The sequence below is a fragment of the Chryseobacterium foetidum genome, from assembly GCF_025457425.1.
GTDB classification, from domain to species: Bacteria; Bacteroidota; Bacteroidia; order Flavobacteriales; family Weeksellaceae; genus Chryseobacterium; species Chryseobacterium foetidum.
This window is the reverse complement of sequence record NZ_JAMXIA010000001.1, coordinates 2,024,639-2,040,731: the sequence shown is the minus strand read 5'-3', so window position 1 is coordinate 2,040,731 and position 16,093 is coordinate 2,024,639. Positions and strand designations below refer to the sequence as shown.

At 37.5% G+C, this 16,093-nt stretch carries 13 protein-coding genes; 6 read left to right on the top strand and 7 right to left on the bottom strand.

The genetic code is table 11. The features are described from left to right. Nucleotides 1–15 precede the first annotated feature (15 nt). Nucleotides 16–2,304 carry a GH92 family glycosyl hydrolase gene (locus NG809_RS09590; protein WP_262150111.1) on the bottom strand — a complete coding sequence of 763 codons (2,289 nt, stop codon included), beginning with the start codon at nt 2,302–2,304 and terminating at the stop codon, nt 16–18. A 632-nt stretch (nt 2,305–2,936) separates the two neighbouring features. On the opposite strand from NG809_RS09590, the gene lepA reads away from it, so the two are divergent. Next, on the top strand, nt 2,937–4,733 hold the full coding sequence (lepA, locus tag NG809_RS09585) for a translation elongation factor 4 (protein ID WP_262150108.1): 1,797 nt from the start codon (nt 2,937–2,939) through the stop codon (nt 4,731–4,733). Between the two features lie 123 nt (nt 4,734–4,856). On the opposite strand, the gene NG809_RS09580 is transcribed toward lepA, so the two are convergent. Beyond that, entirely contained in the window at nt 4,857–5,495 is a 639-nt protein-coding gene (locus NG809_RS09580) for a DUF1579 domain-containing protein (protein ID WP_262150106.1), read from the bottom strand. A 123-nt stretch (nt 5,496–5,618) separates the two neighbouring features. Between NG809_RS09580 and NG809_RS09575 the strand changes: the two genes are divergently transcribed. From NG809_RS09575 to NG809_RS09555, 5 genes are all read left to right on the top strand, one after another. Continuing rightward, nucleotides 5,619–6,314: an NUDIX hydrolase gene (locus NG809_RS09575; RefSeq protein WP_262150104.1), complete on the top strand. Its 696-nt coding sequence runs from the start codon at nt 5,619–5,621 to the stop codon at nt 6,312–6,314. A gap of 78 nt (nt 6,315–6,392) precedes the next feature. Further along, nucleotides 6,393–6,887, top strand: a complete 495-nt coding sequence (locus NG809_RS09570; RefSeq protein WP_262150102.1) for a YfbM family protein — start codon at nt 6,393–6,395, stop codon at nt 6,885–6,887. 456 nt (nt 6,888–7,343) lie between these two features. Beyond that, nucleotides 7,344–7,853, top strand: coding sequence for an O-acetyl-ADP-ribose deacetylase (locus NG809_RS09565; protein WP_262150100.1), 510 nt, complete (start codon nt 7,344–7,346; stop codon nt 7,851–7,853). A 52-nt stretch (nt 7,854–7,905) separates the two neighbouring features. Further along, entirely contained in the window at nt 7,906–8,907 is a 1,002-nt protein-coding gene (locus tag NG809_RS09560; protein WP_262150099.1) for an AAA family ATPase, read from the top strand. Further along, nucleotides 8,904–9,878: an ADP-ribosylglycohydrolase family protein gene (locus NG809_RS09555; protein WP_262150097.1), complete on the top strand. Its 975-nt coding sequence runs from the start codon at nt 8,904–8,906 to the stop codon at nt 9,876–9,878. The genes NG809_RS09560 and NG809_RS09555 overlap by 4 nt, the downstream gene beginning before the upstream one ends. Here the strand turns inward: NG809_RS09555 and NG809_RS09550 are convergent. The 5 genes from NG809_RS09550 to NG809_RS09530 all read right to left on the bottom strand — a co-directional run bounded on the left by NG809_RS09550 (nt 9,869) and on the right by NG809_RS09530 (nt 16,089). Then, entirely contained in the window at nt 9,869–11,836 is a 1,968-nt protein-coding gene (locus NG809_RS09550) for a PAS domain-containing sensor histidine kinase (RefSeq protein ID WP_262150095.1), read from the bottom strand. The genes NG809_RS09555 and NG809_RS09550 overlap by 10 nt on opposite strands. 133 nt (nt 11,837–11,969) lie before the next feature. Beyond that, entirely contained in the window at nt 11,970–13,349 is a 1,380-nt protein-coding gene (locus NG809_RS09545) for a tetratricopeptide repeat protein (protein WP_262150093.1), read from the bottom strand. Nucleotides 13,350–13,704: 355 nt separating this feature from the next. After that, a complete protein-coding gene (locus tag NG809_RS09540) occupies nt 13,705–13,923 on the bottom strand; it encodes a hypothetical protein (protein ID WP_262150091.1) in 219 nt (72 codons plus the stop codon). Nucleotides 13,924–13,962: 39 nt separating this feature from the next. Beyond that, the gene (glmM, locus tag NG809_RS09535) at nt 13,963–15,345 is read right to left on the bottom strand and encodes a phosphoglucosamine mutase (RefSeq protein ID WP_262150089.1); all 1,383 of its coding nucleotides are present in this window, start codon (nt 15,343–15,345) and stop codon (nt 13,963–13,965) included. A 162-nt stretch (nt 15,346–15,507) separates the two neighbouring features. Next, complete coding sequence (locus NG809_RS09530; RefSeq protein WP_262150087.1) at nt 15,508–16,089, bottom strand: Uma2 family endonuclease; 582 nt, start codon at nt 16,087–16,089, stop codon at nt 15,508–15,510. Nucleotides 16,090–16,093: the final 4 nt, after the last annotated feature.

Here is a 16,093-nt window from a genome sequence, read left to right as displayed (position 1 = left end):
CAATTTTTAGTTTTATTATTTTTTTTCTGTCGAATAGGAGTAAGGAAAATCTTTTTCGTCGGTTCCTCGTTCTTTATTCGGTTGAGAAGTCATTTCAAATTTTAAATTGGCACCTTTCATCAACTCCTGATGGCTGAGCCAGTTTTTCGAATATTTCTTTCCGTTGAACTTTAATGAATTGACATAGCGGTTTTCTTCGCTGTTCCTGTCCGCTTTTATTTCAATGGTTTTTCCGTTTTCCAGATGAATTTTAGCATTTTTAAATAGTGGAGCGCCCAAAACGTACTGATCGGTTGCCGGAGTGACAGGATAAAACCCCAAAGCCGAGAAAATATACCAAGCTGAGGTTTGTCCGTTGTCTTCATCGCCACAATATCCGTCTGGTGTCGGTTGGTAGAGTCGGTTCATCGTTTCACGAACCCAATATTGCGTTTTCCACGGCTCACCGGAATAGTTGTAAAGGTAAATAATGTGCTGTGCAGGCTGATTTCCGTGGGCATACTGTCCCATGTTGGCGTTGACCATCTCCTGAATTTCGTGGATGGTTGAGCCATAATAGGAATTATCAAAAACCGGAGGAAGCTCAAATATTTTATCTAAATTTTTAGAAAACGCTTTTCTTCCACCCATCAGCTTTGCCAGCCCGTCAATATCCTGAAATACCGACCACGTATAATGCCACGAATTTCCTTCTGTAAACGCATCTCCCCATTTAAAAGGATTGAAAGGTGTCTGAAAACTTCCGTCCTGATTTCTGCCACGAGCCAGTTTTGTATCCGGATCGATCACTTTCTGGAAATTCTGAGAACGTCTGTAGTATTCTTTCCATTCAGATTCGGGCTTTCCCAAGGCTTTTCCGAGTTGGGCGATGGCAAAATCATCGTAGGCGTATTCTAAAGTTCTGGCTGCATTTTCGTTGATCTTTACATCATAAGGAACATATCCTAATTTGTTATAATACTCAACTCCAAGCCTTCCCGTTGCTTGCGGACCGGCATTGTTGGCACCATGAAGTAAAGCCTGATACAGCGTTTCAATATCATAACCTCTCAAACCTTTGATGTACGCATCAGCCACAACAGATGCAGAATTATTTCCGATCATAATATCAGAATAGGAGGGACTCGACCATTCCGGAAGCCAGCCGCCTTCTTTGTAATCGTTGATCAAACCTTTCTGCATTTCAATATTGATGTCGGGATAAACAAGATTCAGAAAAGGGTAGAGCGCTCTGAATGTATCCCAAAAACCGGTTCCTGCAAAGCGGTATCCTGCTTCTGTTTTTCCAGAATACGGGCTGTAATGCACGATCTTTCCGTCTTTATCTACCTCATACATTTTGTGCGGAAAGCAAAGCATTCTGTACAGACACGAATAAAAAGTACGCATCTGATCGACTGTTCCACCAGCGACTTCCACTCTTTTGAGCTTTTGATTCCAAGCTGTTTTGGCTTTGTTTAAGGTTTGATCAAAAGAATCTTTGCTGAGTTCCCTTTCTAAATTTAATTCTGCCTGCTCCAAACTGATGAAAGATGATGCAATTCTCAAATTCACTTTTTCACCTTTTTTCGTGGCAAAACCTACAACGGCACCACAGTGATCACCGGTAATGTCAAGCGCATCTTTTACAAAATCTTTGTCTTTCCATGTTGAATATTTGGTGAAAGGCTTATCGGCATAAATCACGAAATAATTTTTAAAACCGACCAGTTTTCCCCGTGAATATTTTGTGGAATAACCAACAATTTTGTTTTCGGAGGGAATAATGGTAATGCCTGAACCTTTATCAAAAGCATCCACCACAAACCAAGATTCTCCTGATTCTGGGTAAGTGAGTCGCATCTGGGCGGCTCTTTCTGTTGGTGTGAGTTCGGCAGTGACGTTGTGATCAGCAAGATAAACACTGTAGTAATACGGTTTTGAAACTTCAGATTTGTGGGAAAACCAACTTGCTCTTTCGTCTTCACTGAAACGCATCTTTCCGGTCACAGGCATGATGGAAAACATTCCGTAATCGTTCATCCATGGGGAAGGTTGGTGCGTCTGTTTGATTCCTTTTATTTTATCGGCATCGTAAGTGTATTGCCAGCCGTTTCCGTTTTTTCCGGTTTGGGGCGCCCAGAGATTCATTCCGTGCGGGACGGCAACGGCGGGATAAGTGTTTCCGTTGGAAAGGGAAGGTTTGGAAAGTGTTCCTATAAGAGGATTGACAAATTCTTCAGGATTTTCTGGAGCTTTCTCAATCCACTGCGATTTGATCTGTGTAAAAGGTATAATTAAAAGAAGTAAGAGCGCTTTTTTCATTTTAAAAATAAGTTTAGACTTCATGTGAAATTTTGGAATGAAAAGGTAAAGATTTTATGTTAAATGATTCAAAGAATATTTTGAAACTTTGTTTGGTTAGAACTAAATTTTACGTTGAATAATATGATTATCTGCCCGAAATATTCTTGTTTGCAATACTATCCACCCTGTTTGTCATCCCGTAGGGATCTCAACGCAGTATTAGAAATGTAATGTGGAAAGAGTCAAGTTGAGATCCTTTGACTTCGTCGAACCTAAAGGTTTCAGGATGACAAACTTTATGGTATTCACTGTTTTTTTAGTATTCATGTAAATACAACAAACGCAATTCCCCTCCACTGGAGGGGTGGCTCGATTTTCAGGGAAAATTGAGACGGGGTGGTCTATATCACGATCCTTTTCTTTTTTAAAACATAAGTGAAAACAAAAAACAATACCCTAGCCCCGATGGAAACGGCATCCTTTTTTGTGGCGGACGCAACGAAGAGGAGGCCGCCGCAAAAAAGATACAGTGGACAGCGGGATTCAGCTCCTGAAAATTATTCTGATGCAAAATTAATTTCTGCTGTACCTGATTAAGACTGAGGAATTATCCTGCATTTTGTTATCTTTGCAAATTACATAGTTCTTAAATGAAAAACATACGAAATTTTTGCATAATTGCCCATATTGACCACGGTAAATCTACTTTGGCAGACCGTCTTTTGGAGTATACCAACACGGTGACTCAGAGAGAATTACAGTCTCAGACGCTTGATGATATGGATCTGGAAAAAGAACGTGGGATCACGATAAAATCTCACGCCATCCAGATGGATTATGAGCTTAATGGCGAAAAATATATTTTAAATCTTATCGATACTCCGGGACACGTGGATTTTTCTTACGAAGTTTCCCGTTCAATTGCTGCTTGTGAAGGTGCACTTCTGATTGTGGATGCTGCGCAAAGTATTCAGGCACAAACGATTAGCAATCTGTATCTTGCTTTGGAAAATGATCTGGAGATTATTCCGATTCTGAATAAAATTGACCTTCCGTCTGCAAATCCTGAGGAAGTTACTGACGAGATTATGGGACTGATTGGCTGTAAATATGAAGATGTACTTCGTGTTTCGGGGAAAACCGGTGAAGGGGTTCACGATTTGTTGGAGCAGATTGTTGCAAGAATTCCTGCTCCTGTTGGAGATCCGAAGGCACCGCTTCAGGCGTTGATTTTTGACTCTGTGTACAACCCGTTCAGAGGAATTGAAGCGTATTTTAAAGTAGTGAACGGAAGTATTTCTAAAAACGAAAAGATTAAATTTTTCGCTACAGGAAAAGAATATGGTGCTGATGAGGTTGGAACTTTGAAACTGAAACAGGTTCCGAAGAAAACGATTGAATGTGGTGATGTAGGTTACATTATTTCCGGAATCAAAGATGCCCGCGAGGTGAAGGTGGGAGATACCATTACTTCTTTTGTGAATCCTGCTGAAGCACCGATTGACGGTTTTGAGGAAGTAAAGCCAATGGTTTTTGCCGGAATTTACCCTATTGAATCTGAAGATTTCGAAGAATTGAGATTTTCACTTGAAAAATTAAGACTGAATGATGCTTCTCTGGTTTTCGAACCGGAAAGTTCGGCAGCACTTGGTTTTGGTTTCCGTTGCGGATTCTTAGGAATGCTTCACATGGAAATTGTTCAGGAAAGACTTGAAAGAGAGTTTGATATGAACGTGATCACGACGGTTCCCAACGTTTCTTACCACGGATATTCCAAGAAAGATCCTGAAACAACCATTTTAATCAACAACCCGTCTGAAATGATTGATCCCAATCTTTTAGACAGAGTGGAAGAGCCTTATATCAAGGCTTCAATCATTACAAAATCTGATTTTGTGGGTTCTGTAATGACGCTTTGTATCGAGAAAAGAGGTGAAATCGTTAACCAAAGTTATCTGACTGCAGACAGAGTGGAATTGACCTTCAATATGCCTTTGGCTGAGGTTGTTTTCGATTTTTATGACCGTCTGAAATCTATTTCGAAAGGATATGCGTCGTTCGATTATTCGCCAATCGGAATGCGTTCTTCCAAACTTGTAAAAATGGATATTCTGATCAACGGAGATATGGTAGATGCTTTATCTTCATTGATTCACGATTCGAATGCTTACTATATTGGTAAAAAAATGTGTGAGAAACTGCGCGAACTGATCCCGAGACAGCAGTTTGATATCGCTGTTCAGGCAGCTTTGGGGGCGAAAGTTATCGCAAGAGAAACCATCAAAGCTTTAAGAAAAGACGTTACCGCAAAATGTTATGGTGGTGATATTTCAAGAAAGAGAAAGCTTCTTGAAAAGCAGAAAGAAGGAAAGAAAAAAATGAAGCAGATTGGAAGGGTAGAAGTACCGCAATCGGCGTTTATGGCTGTTTTGAAGTTGAATGACTAAAGAAAGAGCCAGGTAAAAAGTAAAAAGAGCCAGGTGGAATGGCTTGAAATAAGTGAATCCGCAGATTTTTTCTGCGGATTTTTTCTTTGAATTAAACTGCGTGTATTAAGGCGGTTTCCGTATTTATTTTTTGGTATATTTTATTTCCATGGTCTTAAACTCTTTGCCTGTTTTGGCATCAGGGCCAAACATTTCCAGGGTCTGATGGGTGTCGTCCACAAAAGTATAGACTTCCCTCACGTCGCAGTCTTTTCCGGGTCTTGATGGGTCTGTCATTTTTCCTTTAAATTCGATGGATTTTTTGGAAGCGTTCCAGTCGCCTTCCATGTTCATAAATCCGGTTCCCATATTGTCTATCCACGTACTGACGAATTTGTTTTTGGAATTATCGTATCCTGTAATGCTCATTCCTTCAAATGGCATTCCCATAAAATCTCCTTTGTGTTCGCTGGTTTGGTAGCGACCGTCAAAAATCATTTTGTTTGTAGTTGTTGACTTGCTTGTCATCGGTTTACCTCCGTCCGCCATCCACATGGTGTTTTCTCCCATCCATACTCCATCGGATTTTGCGAGCATTTTCTGCATATCTCCGGGAGTTGCGTATTCTATCCATGCTTTGGTGGCGGTTGCAGAATCTACGGGTTTCCATTCTTCTTTTTCGTTAGTTGAGGTTGCGTCTGAACCTGTTTTTACATCCTTATTCATTTTGTCGCAGGCAACAAATGCAGATGCTGCACAGATTGTTAAGATTAATTTTCTCATAATTACTTAGTTTTAAAATGATTATAAATTTAATAATTAAATGAATTCAAAAAAATATTATTTTAATCCTGTAATTAAGATTTGTAATTCCTAATTTTGTGTATTCATAACGCAAATTAAAATATGGATTCTCCAAAAAATTTACAGGATATTAAAGTTGCCGTCGACGCCGTTATTTTCGGGTATTTTGATAAGAAAGATTTACAGATTCTTTTAATTAAAAGAAATATTGATCCATTCAAAGGTGGATGGGCTTTGCCTGGAGGTTTGGTTTTGGATGATGAAAATCTTGACGATGCCGTAAAAAGAGAACTGCAGGAAGAAGCTGGCATTAAACCGGATTTTCTGGAGCAATTGTACACTTTTGGAAATGTAGGTAGGGATCCGAGAAATAGGGTGGTTTCTGTGGCTTATTTAGGTTTGGTGAATCCTTCTTATCATGAATTGTTTGCCGATTCTGATGCAGATGATGCAAAATGGTTCAGTGTGAATCAGCTTACAAAACTGGCTTTCGACCATCAGACCATTATTGATATTGCCCTAAAAAGACTTCGTACAAAAATTCAGTATCAGCCCATTGGTTTTAATCTTCTGAATGATGAGTTTGTATTTTCTGAACTTGAAAATCTCTATACAACCATCATCGGAAAGGAAATCGACAGAAGGAATTTTAGGAAAAAAATGATGAGTTACGGTCTTCTTAATGAAACCAATAACTTTAAAAAGGAGGGCAGTGGCAGACCAGGGAAATTGTTTACTTTTAATCAGGAAAAATACAGAGAGCTTGAGGAAGAAGGTTTTTATTTTGAGATAAAATGATTATCCATTTTAAAATCTGTTTTATTATTTTAGCTCAGCAAAATAACTTCAAATTAAGAAAACAAAATATTGTAAGATATGGGAATGATTGGAAATTTACTTAGAGTAACGAATTCTGAGCTTGAAAACTATTTAAAGGACAGTACACTTTTAGAGGCTGTAATTTATGAAGACGAATCAGAAAATGAAAACCTAACTGATATAGACAAGGCTTGGGAAGGAATAATTTTTTTGCTTACTGGAGAGGGTATAGCAAGTTCGGAGCATCGTCTTACAAGAGTTTTGTTTAGTGGACAACTTATTGATGAAGATCAGGATTTAGGTTATGGTCCAGCTCATTTTTTAAAACCTGATGAAGTTTTAGAGCTGCATTACGAAATCTCGAAAATAACGATTGAAGATTTAAAGCAGAGATTTAATCCTGAAAAAATGTCAGAAGAAGGAATCTATCCCGAAATTTGGGAAGAAGGAGAAGATGCCTTTGATTATCTAGCTGAAGAATTTGTTGCAGTTCAAAAAACTTTCGCCAAAGCAGCACAAAATAGTGAAGCGATAATTACGTTTATAAATTAGATAGAAATATTTTATATGAAAGAGAGTCTATAATGTAACGAACATTAAAACTGATAAAACAGAAACGGATTTTAGTCCGTTTTTTTTTCGCTCAATGTTAAATAAGTCATCAGAAAATAATTTACTCGCAGATAATCAATTGATTAAATTAATAGTGTAAAATTAACGCAAAATAATTTTGTAAATTGTTTTAAAGTTTTATATTTGTGTAACAATAACGCAATCGTGAAATATACTTTACAAAATACCATTGAAAATTTCTGACTTGAAATGCTGGAATTAAAATTAGGTGTTCCTAATCTACCATTTCGGAAAGACGAAAATCTTTTGGGTTTGCTTTGATGGAGGTGAGGGATGAATTGAAAAATTAAACTAAGAAAACCTAATTGTTCCTAAAGAAATGCAATAACTATCCGATAAAAAATTTTAAAAGAAAACTAAGATTAATATAGAATCATGAAAATTGAATTAATCAAAGCCGACATCACAAAAATCAAAGCCGATGCGATTGTCAACGCAGCCAATTCATCATTAATGGGCGGCGGTGGCGTGGATGGAGCTATTCACAGGGCAGGAGGGAAACAGATTTTGGAGGAATGTACTGAAATTAGAAACAGGCAGGGAAAATGTAAAACGGGGCAGGCTGTGGTCACAACTGCCGGAAATCTTCCTGCAAAATACGTTATCCACACTGTCGGGCCGATTTGGAATAATGATGAAGGAATATGTTCACAGCTTTTGGCAGATTGTTATAAAAATTCTTTAAAATTAGCTGAAAGTTTAGGTGTAAAGACCATTTCATTTCCCAATATCAGCACGGGCGTTTACAGATTTCCAAAAGAACTGGCTGGAGAAATTGCAGTTCGTGAAGTCCAGAATTTCCAATCTGAAATCATTGAAAAAATTGTTTTCGTTTGCTTTGATGATGAAAATGAAATGATTTATAAACGGCTTTTAAATCTTTAAATCAATTTAATATTTAATCAATTTATTTTTCTTTATAGTTTAAAGTTATTTAATGAAGGGTTTCGTATTTGGAAAATTTTATCCGTTTCATCTCGGTCATCAGAAAATGATTGAATTTGCCCTGACGAAAGGTAGCGTGACCGTTTTAGTCTGTGCGGAAACCAACGAAAAAATTGATGGGAAAACACGTCAAAAGTGGATAAAAGAGACTTTTAAAAATGATCAAAATCTCAAAGTAAAAGTTTTCAGTTATAATGAAGATGATTTTCCGAATTCTTCTGTTTCAGATTGGGAAATTTCAAAGAAATGGAGTGAGGTTTTTAATGAATATTTTAAAGAAGAAAATTTTCTGGTAACGTCTGAAGAATATGGCGAAATGCTTTCTGAGATTATGGACATCGATCATTTTATGTTTGATGAAAATCGGGAAAATGTTCAAATTTCAGCTTCAAAAATAAGAGAAAATATATTTGATAAATGGAATTTCCTTCCATTATCTGTTCAAAAATATTTTGCATTAAAGGTCGTTTTTCTGGGAACAGAATCTACGGGAAAAACGTTTTTGGCCAATACATTATCCGAAGTTTTTAAATCAAATAAAGTTTCGGAAGCGGGGAGAGATTTAATTCAGAATTCAAAAGAATTTCAATTTGAAGATTTGGAGAAAGTTTTGTCCGAACATGCCGATCGTATTGAAAATGTGGATTTTTCAAAAAGTTTTTTAACCTTGATTGATACCGATTGCCATATCACAAAATCGTATTCTGAATTTATTTTTAATAAAAAATTGGTTGTTCCGGATGAAATTTTAGAAACAAACAAAGCAGATTTATATCTTTATTTAACCAAAGATGCAGAGTATATTCAGGACGGAACAAGGCTTGATATCGATGAAAGAAATCATTTGGATGATAGCCATAGGAACGTTTTAAGAGAAAATGGAATTGAGTTTCAGGAAATTTCCGGAAGCTTGAAAGATAGGGAGGATTCGGCCTCAAAATATATTCTGAGACTGATTGACGAAAGGAGTCAGATTTTAAATTTTAATCAATGAAAAACAGTATAAAATCAGGGATTTTCGGAGTTTGCATTGGCGATGCTTTGGGCGTTCCGGTGGAATTTAGAAGCAGAGATGAATTAAGACGTTCTCCAGTTACAACGATGAGAGCTATGGGAACTCACCGTCAACCCGCTGGAACTTGGAGTGACGACAGTTCTTTAGCATTATGTCTTGTTGATAGTCTTTGTGTTGGATATGATTTAGAAGATATGGCACTAAAGTTTTTGCAGTGGTACAATGAAGAAATCTGGACACCGCACGGGAGTGTTTTCGATATAGGTATTGCCACATCGCAGGCTATTCGTAGAATCAGCAAAGGAACTTCACCAAATTTGTGTGGCGGAACGTCTGAGTTTGATAATGGCAATGGTTCCTTAATGAGAATTTTGCCTCTGTTATTTTACATTAAAGATTTACCAATTGAAGAACGTTTCGATAAAGTAAAAGAGGTTTCCAGCATTACACACGGGCATATTCGCTCAGTTTTGGCTTGTTTTATTTACCTTGAATTTACATTGGAAATTCTGACAGGAAAAGGTAAATGGGAAGCATACAGAATTATGCAGGAAACTGTTCGGGACTTTTTGGATCACAATCCTATCTGTTCTCAGGAAGAAATGAATAAATTCCACCGAATTTTAGAATTAAAAGTTGGTGAATATGATTTGGCTCCGTTATATACCTTACAGGATGGGGAAATAGGTTCTTCAGGCTACGTTCTTGCTAGTTTGGAAGCTTCTCTTTGGTGTTTCCTAACTACTGAAAGTTATTCTGAAGCAGTTTTGAAAGCCGTCAATTTGGGAGATGATACCGACACAACGGGAGCAATCACTGGCGGAATTGCTGGAATTTATTACGGTTTTGAAAATATTCCTCAGGAATGGGTGTCTGATTTGGTAAGAAAAGATGATATTGAAAATCTCTGCCTCAAATTAGAAAAAAAGCTGTTCCCGAATCAGGAATGATCACCTAGAGGTAAAATAACTGAGAACGTCGTACTGCTATCTTTAACGCTTTCAACAAGAATCTTCCCTTTATGAAGCTCAATAATTTCTTTGGAAAGATAAAGTCCGATACCGAATCCTGCGATTGATCTGCTGTTTGCATCCTTTACGCGGTAGTAACGGTCGAAGATTCTGTGCTGATCTGCCTCGGGTATTCCGATGCCATGATCTGTTACGGTAATTTTCAATTCGTTAATGCCAAAATCTCCATATTCTAAAATAATTGGGGTACCGCTAACCGAGTATTTTACGGCATTCCCGATAAGATTGTGTAGTACCTGAGAGATTTTTCCACGGTCTGCAAGTATTAATTTCTGGCCGGCAGATTTAAAAACAAAATTACGGTTGGTAGTCGTTGAAAGCACTTCATCTTCAATTTCTGCAAATAACAATTCGAAATCGAAAACTGTTTTTTCAATGTGCATCTGTGCAGAATCCAGTCTGGATACATTCAGGAAACCATTAATCATACTGTTCATATAATCAACCTGTTTTACAGACTTTTCCAGCATATTCTGTTGCCTCGAGCTGTCTGTATTTTCTCCCATCCTCTGCATCATCTGAAGATATGCTTTTAATGAAGTAAGCGGTGTCTTAAGTTCATGACTCACCATTCCCATAAAATCATCCTTGCGCTGATCTTCTTTTTTCTGTTCGGTAATATCTCTTAAAGTACCGTTCAGGCTTAATGCGTTGCCGTCATTATCAAAGAAAACTCTGCCATTTGCCTGCAGAAGTCTCACCTTTTGGTCTGTATTGTTCTGGATTTTATATTCGATAAAATAATGACCGTCTGAATCTTTACGAAGCGAATTACTTATAGCTTCAATTACCCGTTCACGGTCTTCAGGAACGATAACATCCAGTGCTACAGAGAGGTCTATATTTTCTTCGGAAGACAAACCGAACCATGTTTTAAGTAAATTGTTTCCCGAAAAAAGATTGGTAGCCGGCTGATAATAAAAAGTAGCAAGTTCACCGGCATCAATGGCAAGAGCGAGCATCTGCTGATCATTTGCATTTTTGCGTCGCTGGAGAAACTGTTGTGTAATCTCTTCCAAAATCACAAGAACGCCCGAAACATCACCGCGATCAGAAAAAATAGGCTGATAGATGGAGTTTACAATTGCATCTCTTAATCCATCGTTATGGTATAGTTTTACTGTGAATTCAGAGTTGATTCTTGGCTTTCCACTGTGGAAAACTTCGCTGAGCCATTGGTTTACAAACTGGTCACGTATCTCTGGGCGGGCTTCCTGATGCGGACGGCCTATCACTTCAGATTCTTTGCGTCCCCATATATTCAGAATAGCCGGATTGGCAATTTCGATCACATGGTTAGGTCCTTTAAGCATCGCAATTCCCACAGGAGCCTGCTCAATTATTGTACGGATGTACTCTCGGCTTTCTGCAAGCTGCCTTATTGAAAGACTGAGTTCTTCGTTGGTGGAAGTCAGCTCCTCAAGCGTTGCTGCCATTTCCTCATTAAGAGCGTGCTCTCTTTCTTCTTTTTCTTTGATCTGCTGCAGAAATTCCCGGCGTGAAGTTACTTCGAGTGCGGTGTTGAGTATGCACCAAGTTTTACCGTTTTCATCTGTAAGTGCTTTGTACTCGTAATCAAAATAATCAAGCTTTTCCTCACCGTTTTTAATCAGTTTTGCCGGAGCTTCGTAAACAGAATATGTTTCGCCGGAACGCCAGACTTCCTGTAATAATTCTAAGAATGGCTGCCCTTCGAGTTCAGGAATGGCTTCCATCAGTGTTTTACCGATCACAGACGAGTCTTTGCCCCACAAATCAAGCATACCCGCATTTGCAAAGCGGATAACAATATCTTCACCTGAATAAATGGCTGTTGGAGCCGGTGAAGAAGCCAGTGCCTGAATAATTAAATTCTGGCTGAAGCTTTCGTCTGACAAGGATTCCTGATTAAACATAAACGTAACAAATATAAGTAAAGTCTTTTTATTGCCGGTGAATTATGGTATGGATTTAAAGAAAAACGGATTTACTTAAAGCTAAATAAATCCGTTTTTATTGTATTAAAACTGTTTAATTTTTCTTTTTTACTTTAGACTTGGCATTTTTAACCTCGTCTTTCAGAAATGGATATTTTTTCTGCATATCCGAAACCAAAGTAGGATCAAGCTCTAATGCGTTTTGCAGTGCTTCTGCGCCTTTCGTCTGCTCTCTGAGATTAAACCAGCAATTGCTGAGCTGGTAATACAACTCGGCTCTGTTGTGCGATTTTAGTGCCATTTTTAAAACGGTAATCGCTTCTTCGTATTCTCCAACGAGCATTAGAACTTCGCTGTACGCATACCAGTTGTAAAAACGTGATGGCTCTGTCTCTACCAGTTTCTTTAAACATGCTAGGCTTTCTTCAAACCTGCCCGATTCAATAAATAGGAAAGCGAGTCTCTTCTGATATTCCAGATTGTTTTCGTTCAGATGAGTGGCTTCTTTGGCAAAGTGCAGCGATTCTGCCAAGGCACCCATTTCTTCGTACAGATACGACTGCTCCATCATTGAAAGATAAAACTGAGGATCTTCCCTTAATGACTTTTGGAAGTAAGTAAGTGCCACGAAAAGCTGTTTTTGAGCCTTAAAGCAAAGTCCGATTTTGTAAAAAGTAAATGCTTTGGTGTATTCAAGTTCCAGCATTTCTTCATACACTTCGATGGCTTTGTCAAACTGCTTCAACGCTTCATAACAGGCAGCTTTGCTTGCATAAACGCCCACTGCGCTCGAGTTGATGGCCAACAGATAATCAAACCCGCGGATAGCCTCTTCGTAATTTTTTCTGTTGAAATAAAACTGTCCGTACTCGCTCCATGCCACTTCAGAAAAGGCAAAATCATCCAGATACGAATTCAGAAAAGCAATAGCTTCGTCACTTCGGTTAAGTTCGTTGAAGCAGATCATAATGTTTTCCAATGAATATTCATCTGTAGGATCATCTTTCAAAGCCTGCTGATAATGTTTCAGAGCATTGAAGGGATCGCCGAGATTCATGTATTCGTCTGCAATAAAATTGTTGAGGAAGTTTTCTTCTTCGCCCAGTTCCAGAGCCTGCTTACAAATGTCGATAGACCTTTTCGGATTACCAAGGTTCGAATAAAATTTTGCATAGCACACCAAGAAATCAGTGTTTTCCATTGATGCACCTTTTAGTTCATCAATAAGTTCTTTTGCAGAATTGTAATCTTCCCACTCCAGTAAAACTTCAAGTCTTTTTATTTTTATTTCCAGAGAATTAGGGTGAAGCTTCAGGCCGTAATTTACTGCAATGTCAGCATAATTAAAGTCTCCAAGCTCAAGGTAGTAAACGATAATGTCTTCCAGCTCTTCTGTATCGAAGTAGAATTCCTCATTGCTCTCCACCATTTCTTCGAACTTTTTTACAAGTTCATTTTCAAAATATTCTTCCAATATAGTATCTCGCCGTTATTTTCAAAGCCCAAAATTGATTTATAAACTTCGAAAAAACTTTTTTAATTAAATATATTTTTCCTTGGGTTTTGTCTGTTATTAAAAAATGAAATTATTTTAATTTCTGATGGTAAAATTTGATAAGTTAGAGAGAAATTCTCTAAGATCAAAACCCGTCTTAAATTTTTACGGTTGCTGTTTAGCCCGATCTTATTCTGATCCCGTAAAATGCTGATTATTCTTAAAGTTTCATCTAAAACTTTTTACGAATAAACATTTGAATGATTGTGCTCGGTCCAATACTGATAAATATTATCAAAATCATTTCTTGCACGTTTTGTCCAGACTATTTTAGTCATCTTCCATAAGACTTTAAAAAATCTTCATGAGAAACGACTAAACCCTTTTCAGCTTCTTCTAACCCTGTTTCTATTGATTCTTTTTCAGCAGCTGAAATTTCATTCCACCAATCTTCATCGTTGATTTCTTCAACGAAATCAATTTCCTCTGCTTTCAAAATCGCCTTTATTTTAGCGAGTTCCTTATCATTTTTAGGATTAATGGTAATTGTCATTGTACCGCATTTATATATTAAAAGTACAAAAATTCTTATTTAAATCAAACTTTTTATCTTATCAATCATTTTGTCACCCAAATCGTCAGCTTCTTGCTGTGAAAACGCTTCGGTGTAAATTCTGATAATCGGTTCAGTATTCGATTTTCTAAGGTGAACCCAGTTGTTTTCAAAATCAATTTTTACACCGTCAACGGTAGAGACTTCTTCATTTTGATACTCTTTTTCCATTTTAGTTAAAATCGCATCCACATCAATTTCCGGTGTAAGCTCAATTTTTTTCTTGCCCATGAAGTATGCAGGGTAGCCCGCTCTCAGGTCAGAAACTGTTTTGTTTTCTTTTGCCAAATGAGTCAAAAATAAAGCCACACCCACCAAAGAATCTCTTCCGTAATGAAGTTCAGGATAGATAATTCCACCGTTTCCTTCTCCACCGATAACTGCATTTTTCTCTTTCATTAAGTTCACCACATTTACTTCTCCTACAGCACTTGCAAAGTATTCTGAATTGTGCTTTTTTGCTACATCCCTTAAAGCACGGCTTGAAGAAAGATTTGAAATCGCCGCTCCGTTTTTATTCTTTAAAAGATAATCTGCCACGGCAACCAAAGTATATTCTTCGCCAAACATTTCACCTTTTTCGTCAATTAAAGCCAATCTATCCACATCCGGATCTACAACGATTCCAACATCTGCTCTTTCTTTTATAACCAATTCGCAAATATCTCCCAAATGTTCTTTCAAAGGTTCAGGATTATGAGGGAAATGACCAGTTGGATCGCAGTATAATTTTACCGTTTCGCAGCCTAATTTTTCTAAAAGCATAGGAATGGCAATTCCACCGGTAGAATTCACGGCATCTAAAACAACCTTATATTTTTTAGCTTTAATAGCTTCAACATCTACCATCGGCAAATCTAAAATCTGCTGAATATGAATATCAAACGCATCTTCTCTCGTTTCATATTTTCCTAAATCATCCACCTCTGCGTAGTTGAAATCTTCGTCTTCTGCCAATTTTAAAACTTCAGCACCATTTTCTCCGCTGATGAATTCTCCTTTTTCATTTAAAAGTTTTAAAGCGTTCCACTGTTTTGGATTATGAGATGCTGTTAAGATAATTCCTCCATCGGCTTTTAATTCCGGAACCATGATTTCAACAGTTGGGGTAGTTGAGAGTCCAAGGTCAATCACGTTGATTCCTAGGCCTTGTAAAGTGGCGGTAACCAATGAATTAACCATCAATCCCGAAATTCTTGCATCGCGACCGATAATTAAGGTTAAATCTTTCTTATTTTTATTATTCTGAAGCCATGTTCCGAACGCAGAAGCAAATTTTACAACGTCCAAAGGCGTAAGGTTATCATTTACTTTTCCACCGATAGTTCCACGGATTCCTGAGATTGATTTTATTAATGACATGAAAAGTTTAAAGTTTTGTTTGTTTAATGTTTAAATTTCGGGTTACGAGATACGAGATACGAGATACGGGTTTCGGGTTTCGGGTTTCGGGTTTCGGGTTTCGGGTTTCGAAATTTCTGCAAAAATACGATTTTTAAAAAGGATGGTTTTGTTAATAAATCTTTAAACATTTGCAAAGATTTCATCCGTAGAAAAGCTGAGTTCCGGAAATGTTTTTGATGTGATTATTTCGCCTTCAGTAAAAGGTTTTAAGCCTATGTAAATTCCGTTCTGTAAAACGAAAACCTGAATGTTTTTATCTGTAGGATGCACGATCCAGTATTCAAAAACACCAGCTTCTTCGTAAATACGGTATTTGAGATCCTGCTCTTTTTTTGTATTTCCTGGGGAAAGAATTTCAACAATTAAATCGGGAGCGCCCAAACATCCTCTATCGTCTAATTTTGTTAGGTCGCAAATTACACTCAAGTCTGGCTGTACGACGGAGTAAACATCACCATTCTTATTAGGCAGTCTCACATCAAAGGGAGCAAAATAGACCTTACATGGCATTTTGTAAAATATTTGATCAAATTTTCTATTAATATTTCTCAGAATATCCTGATGAATCCTTGCAGGAGCTGGACTCATTTTAAAAACCTTGCCTTTAAAAAGCTCTATTCTTTCTTTGAATTTCCACAAAAGATAATCTGCGTAAGTATAATCTTTATCGGGGTCTAATTGATTGATGTCCGTAATTTCCATGCTG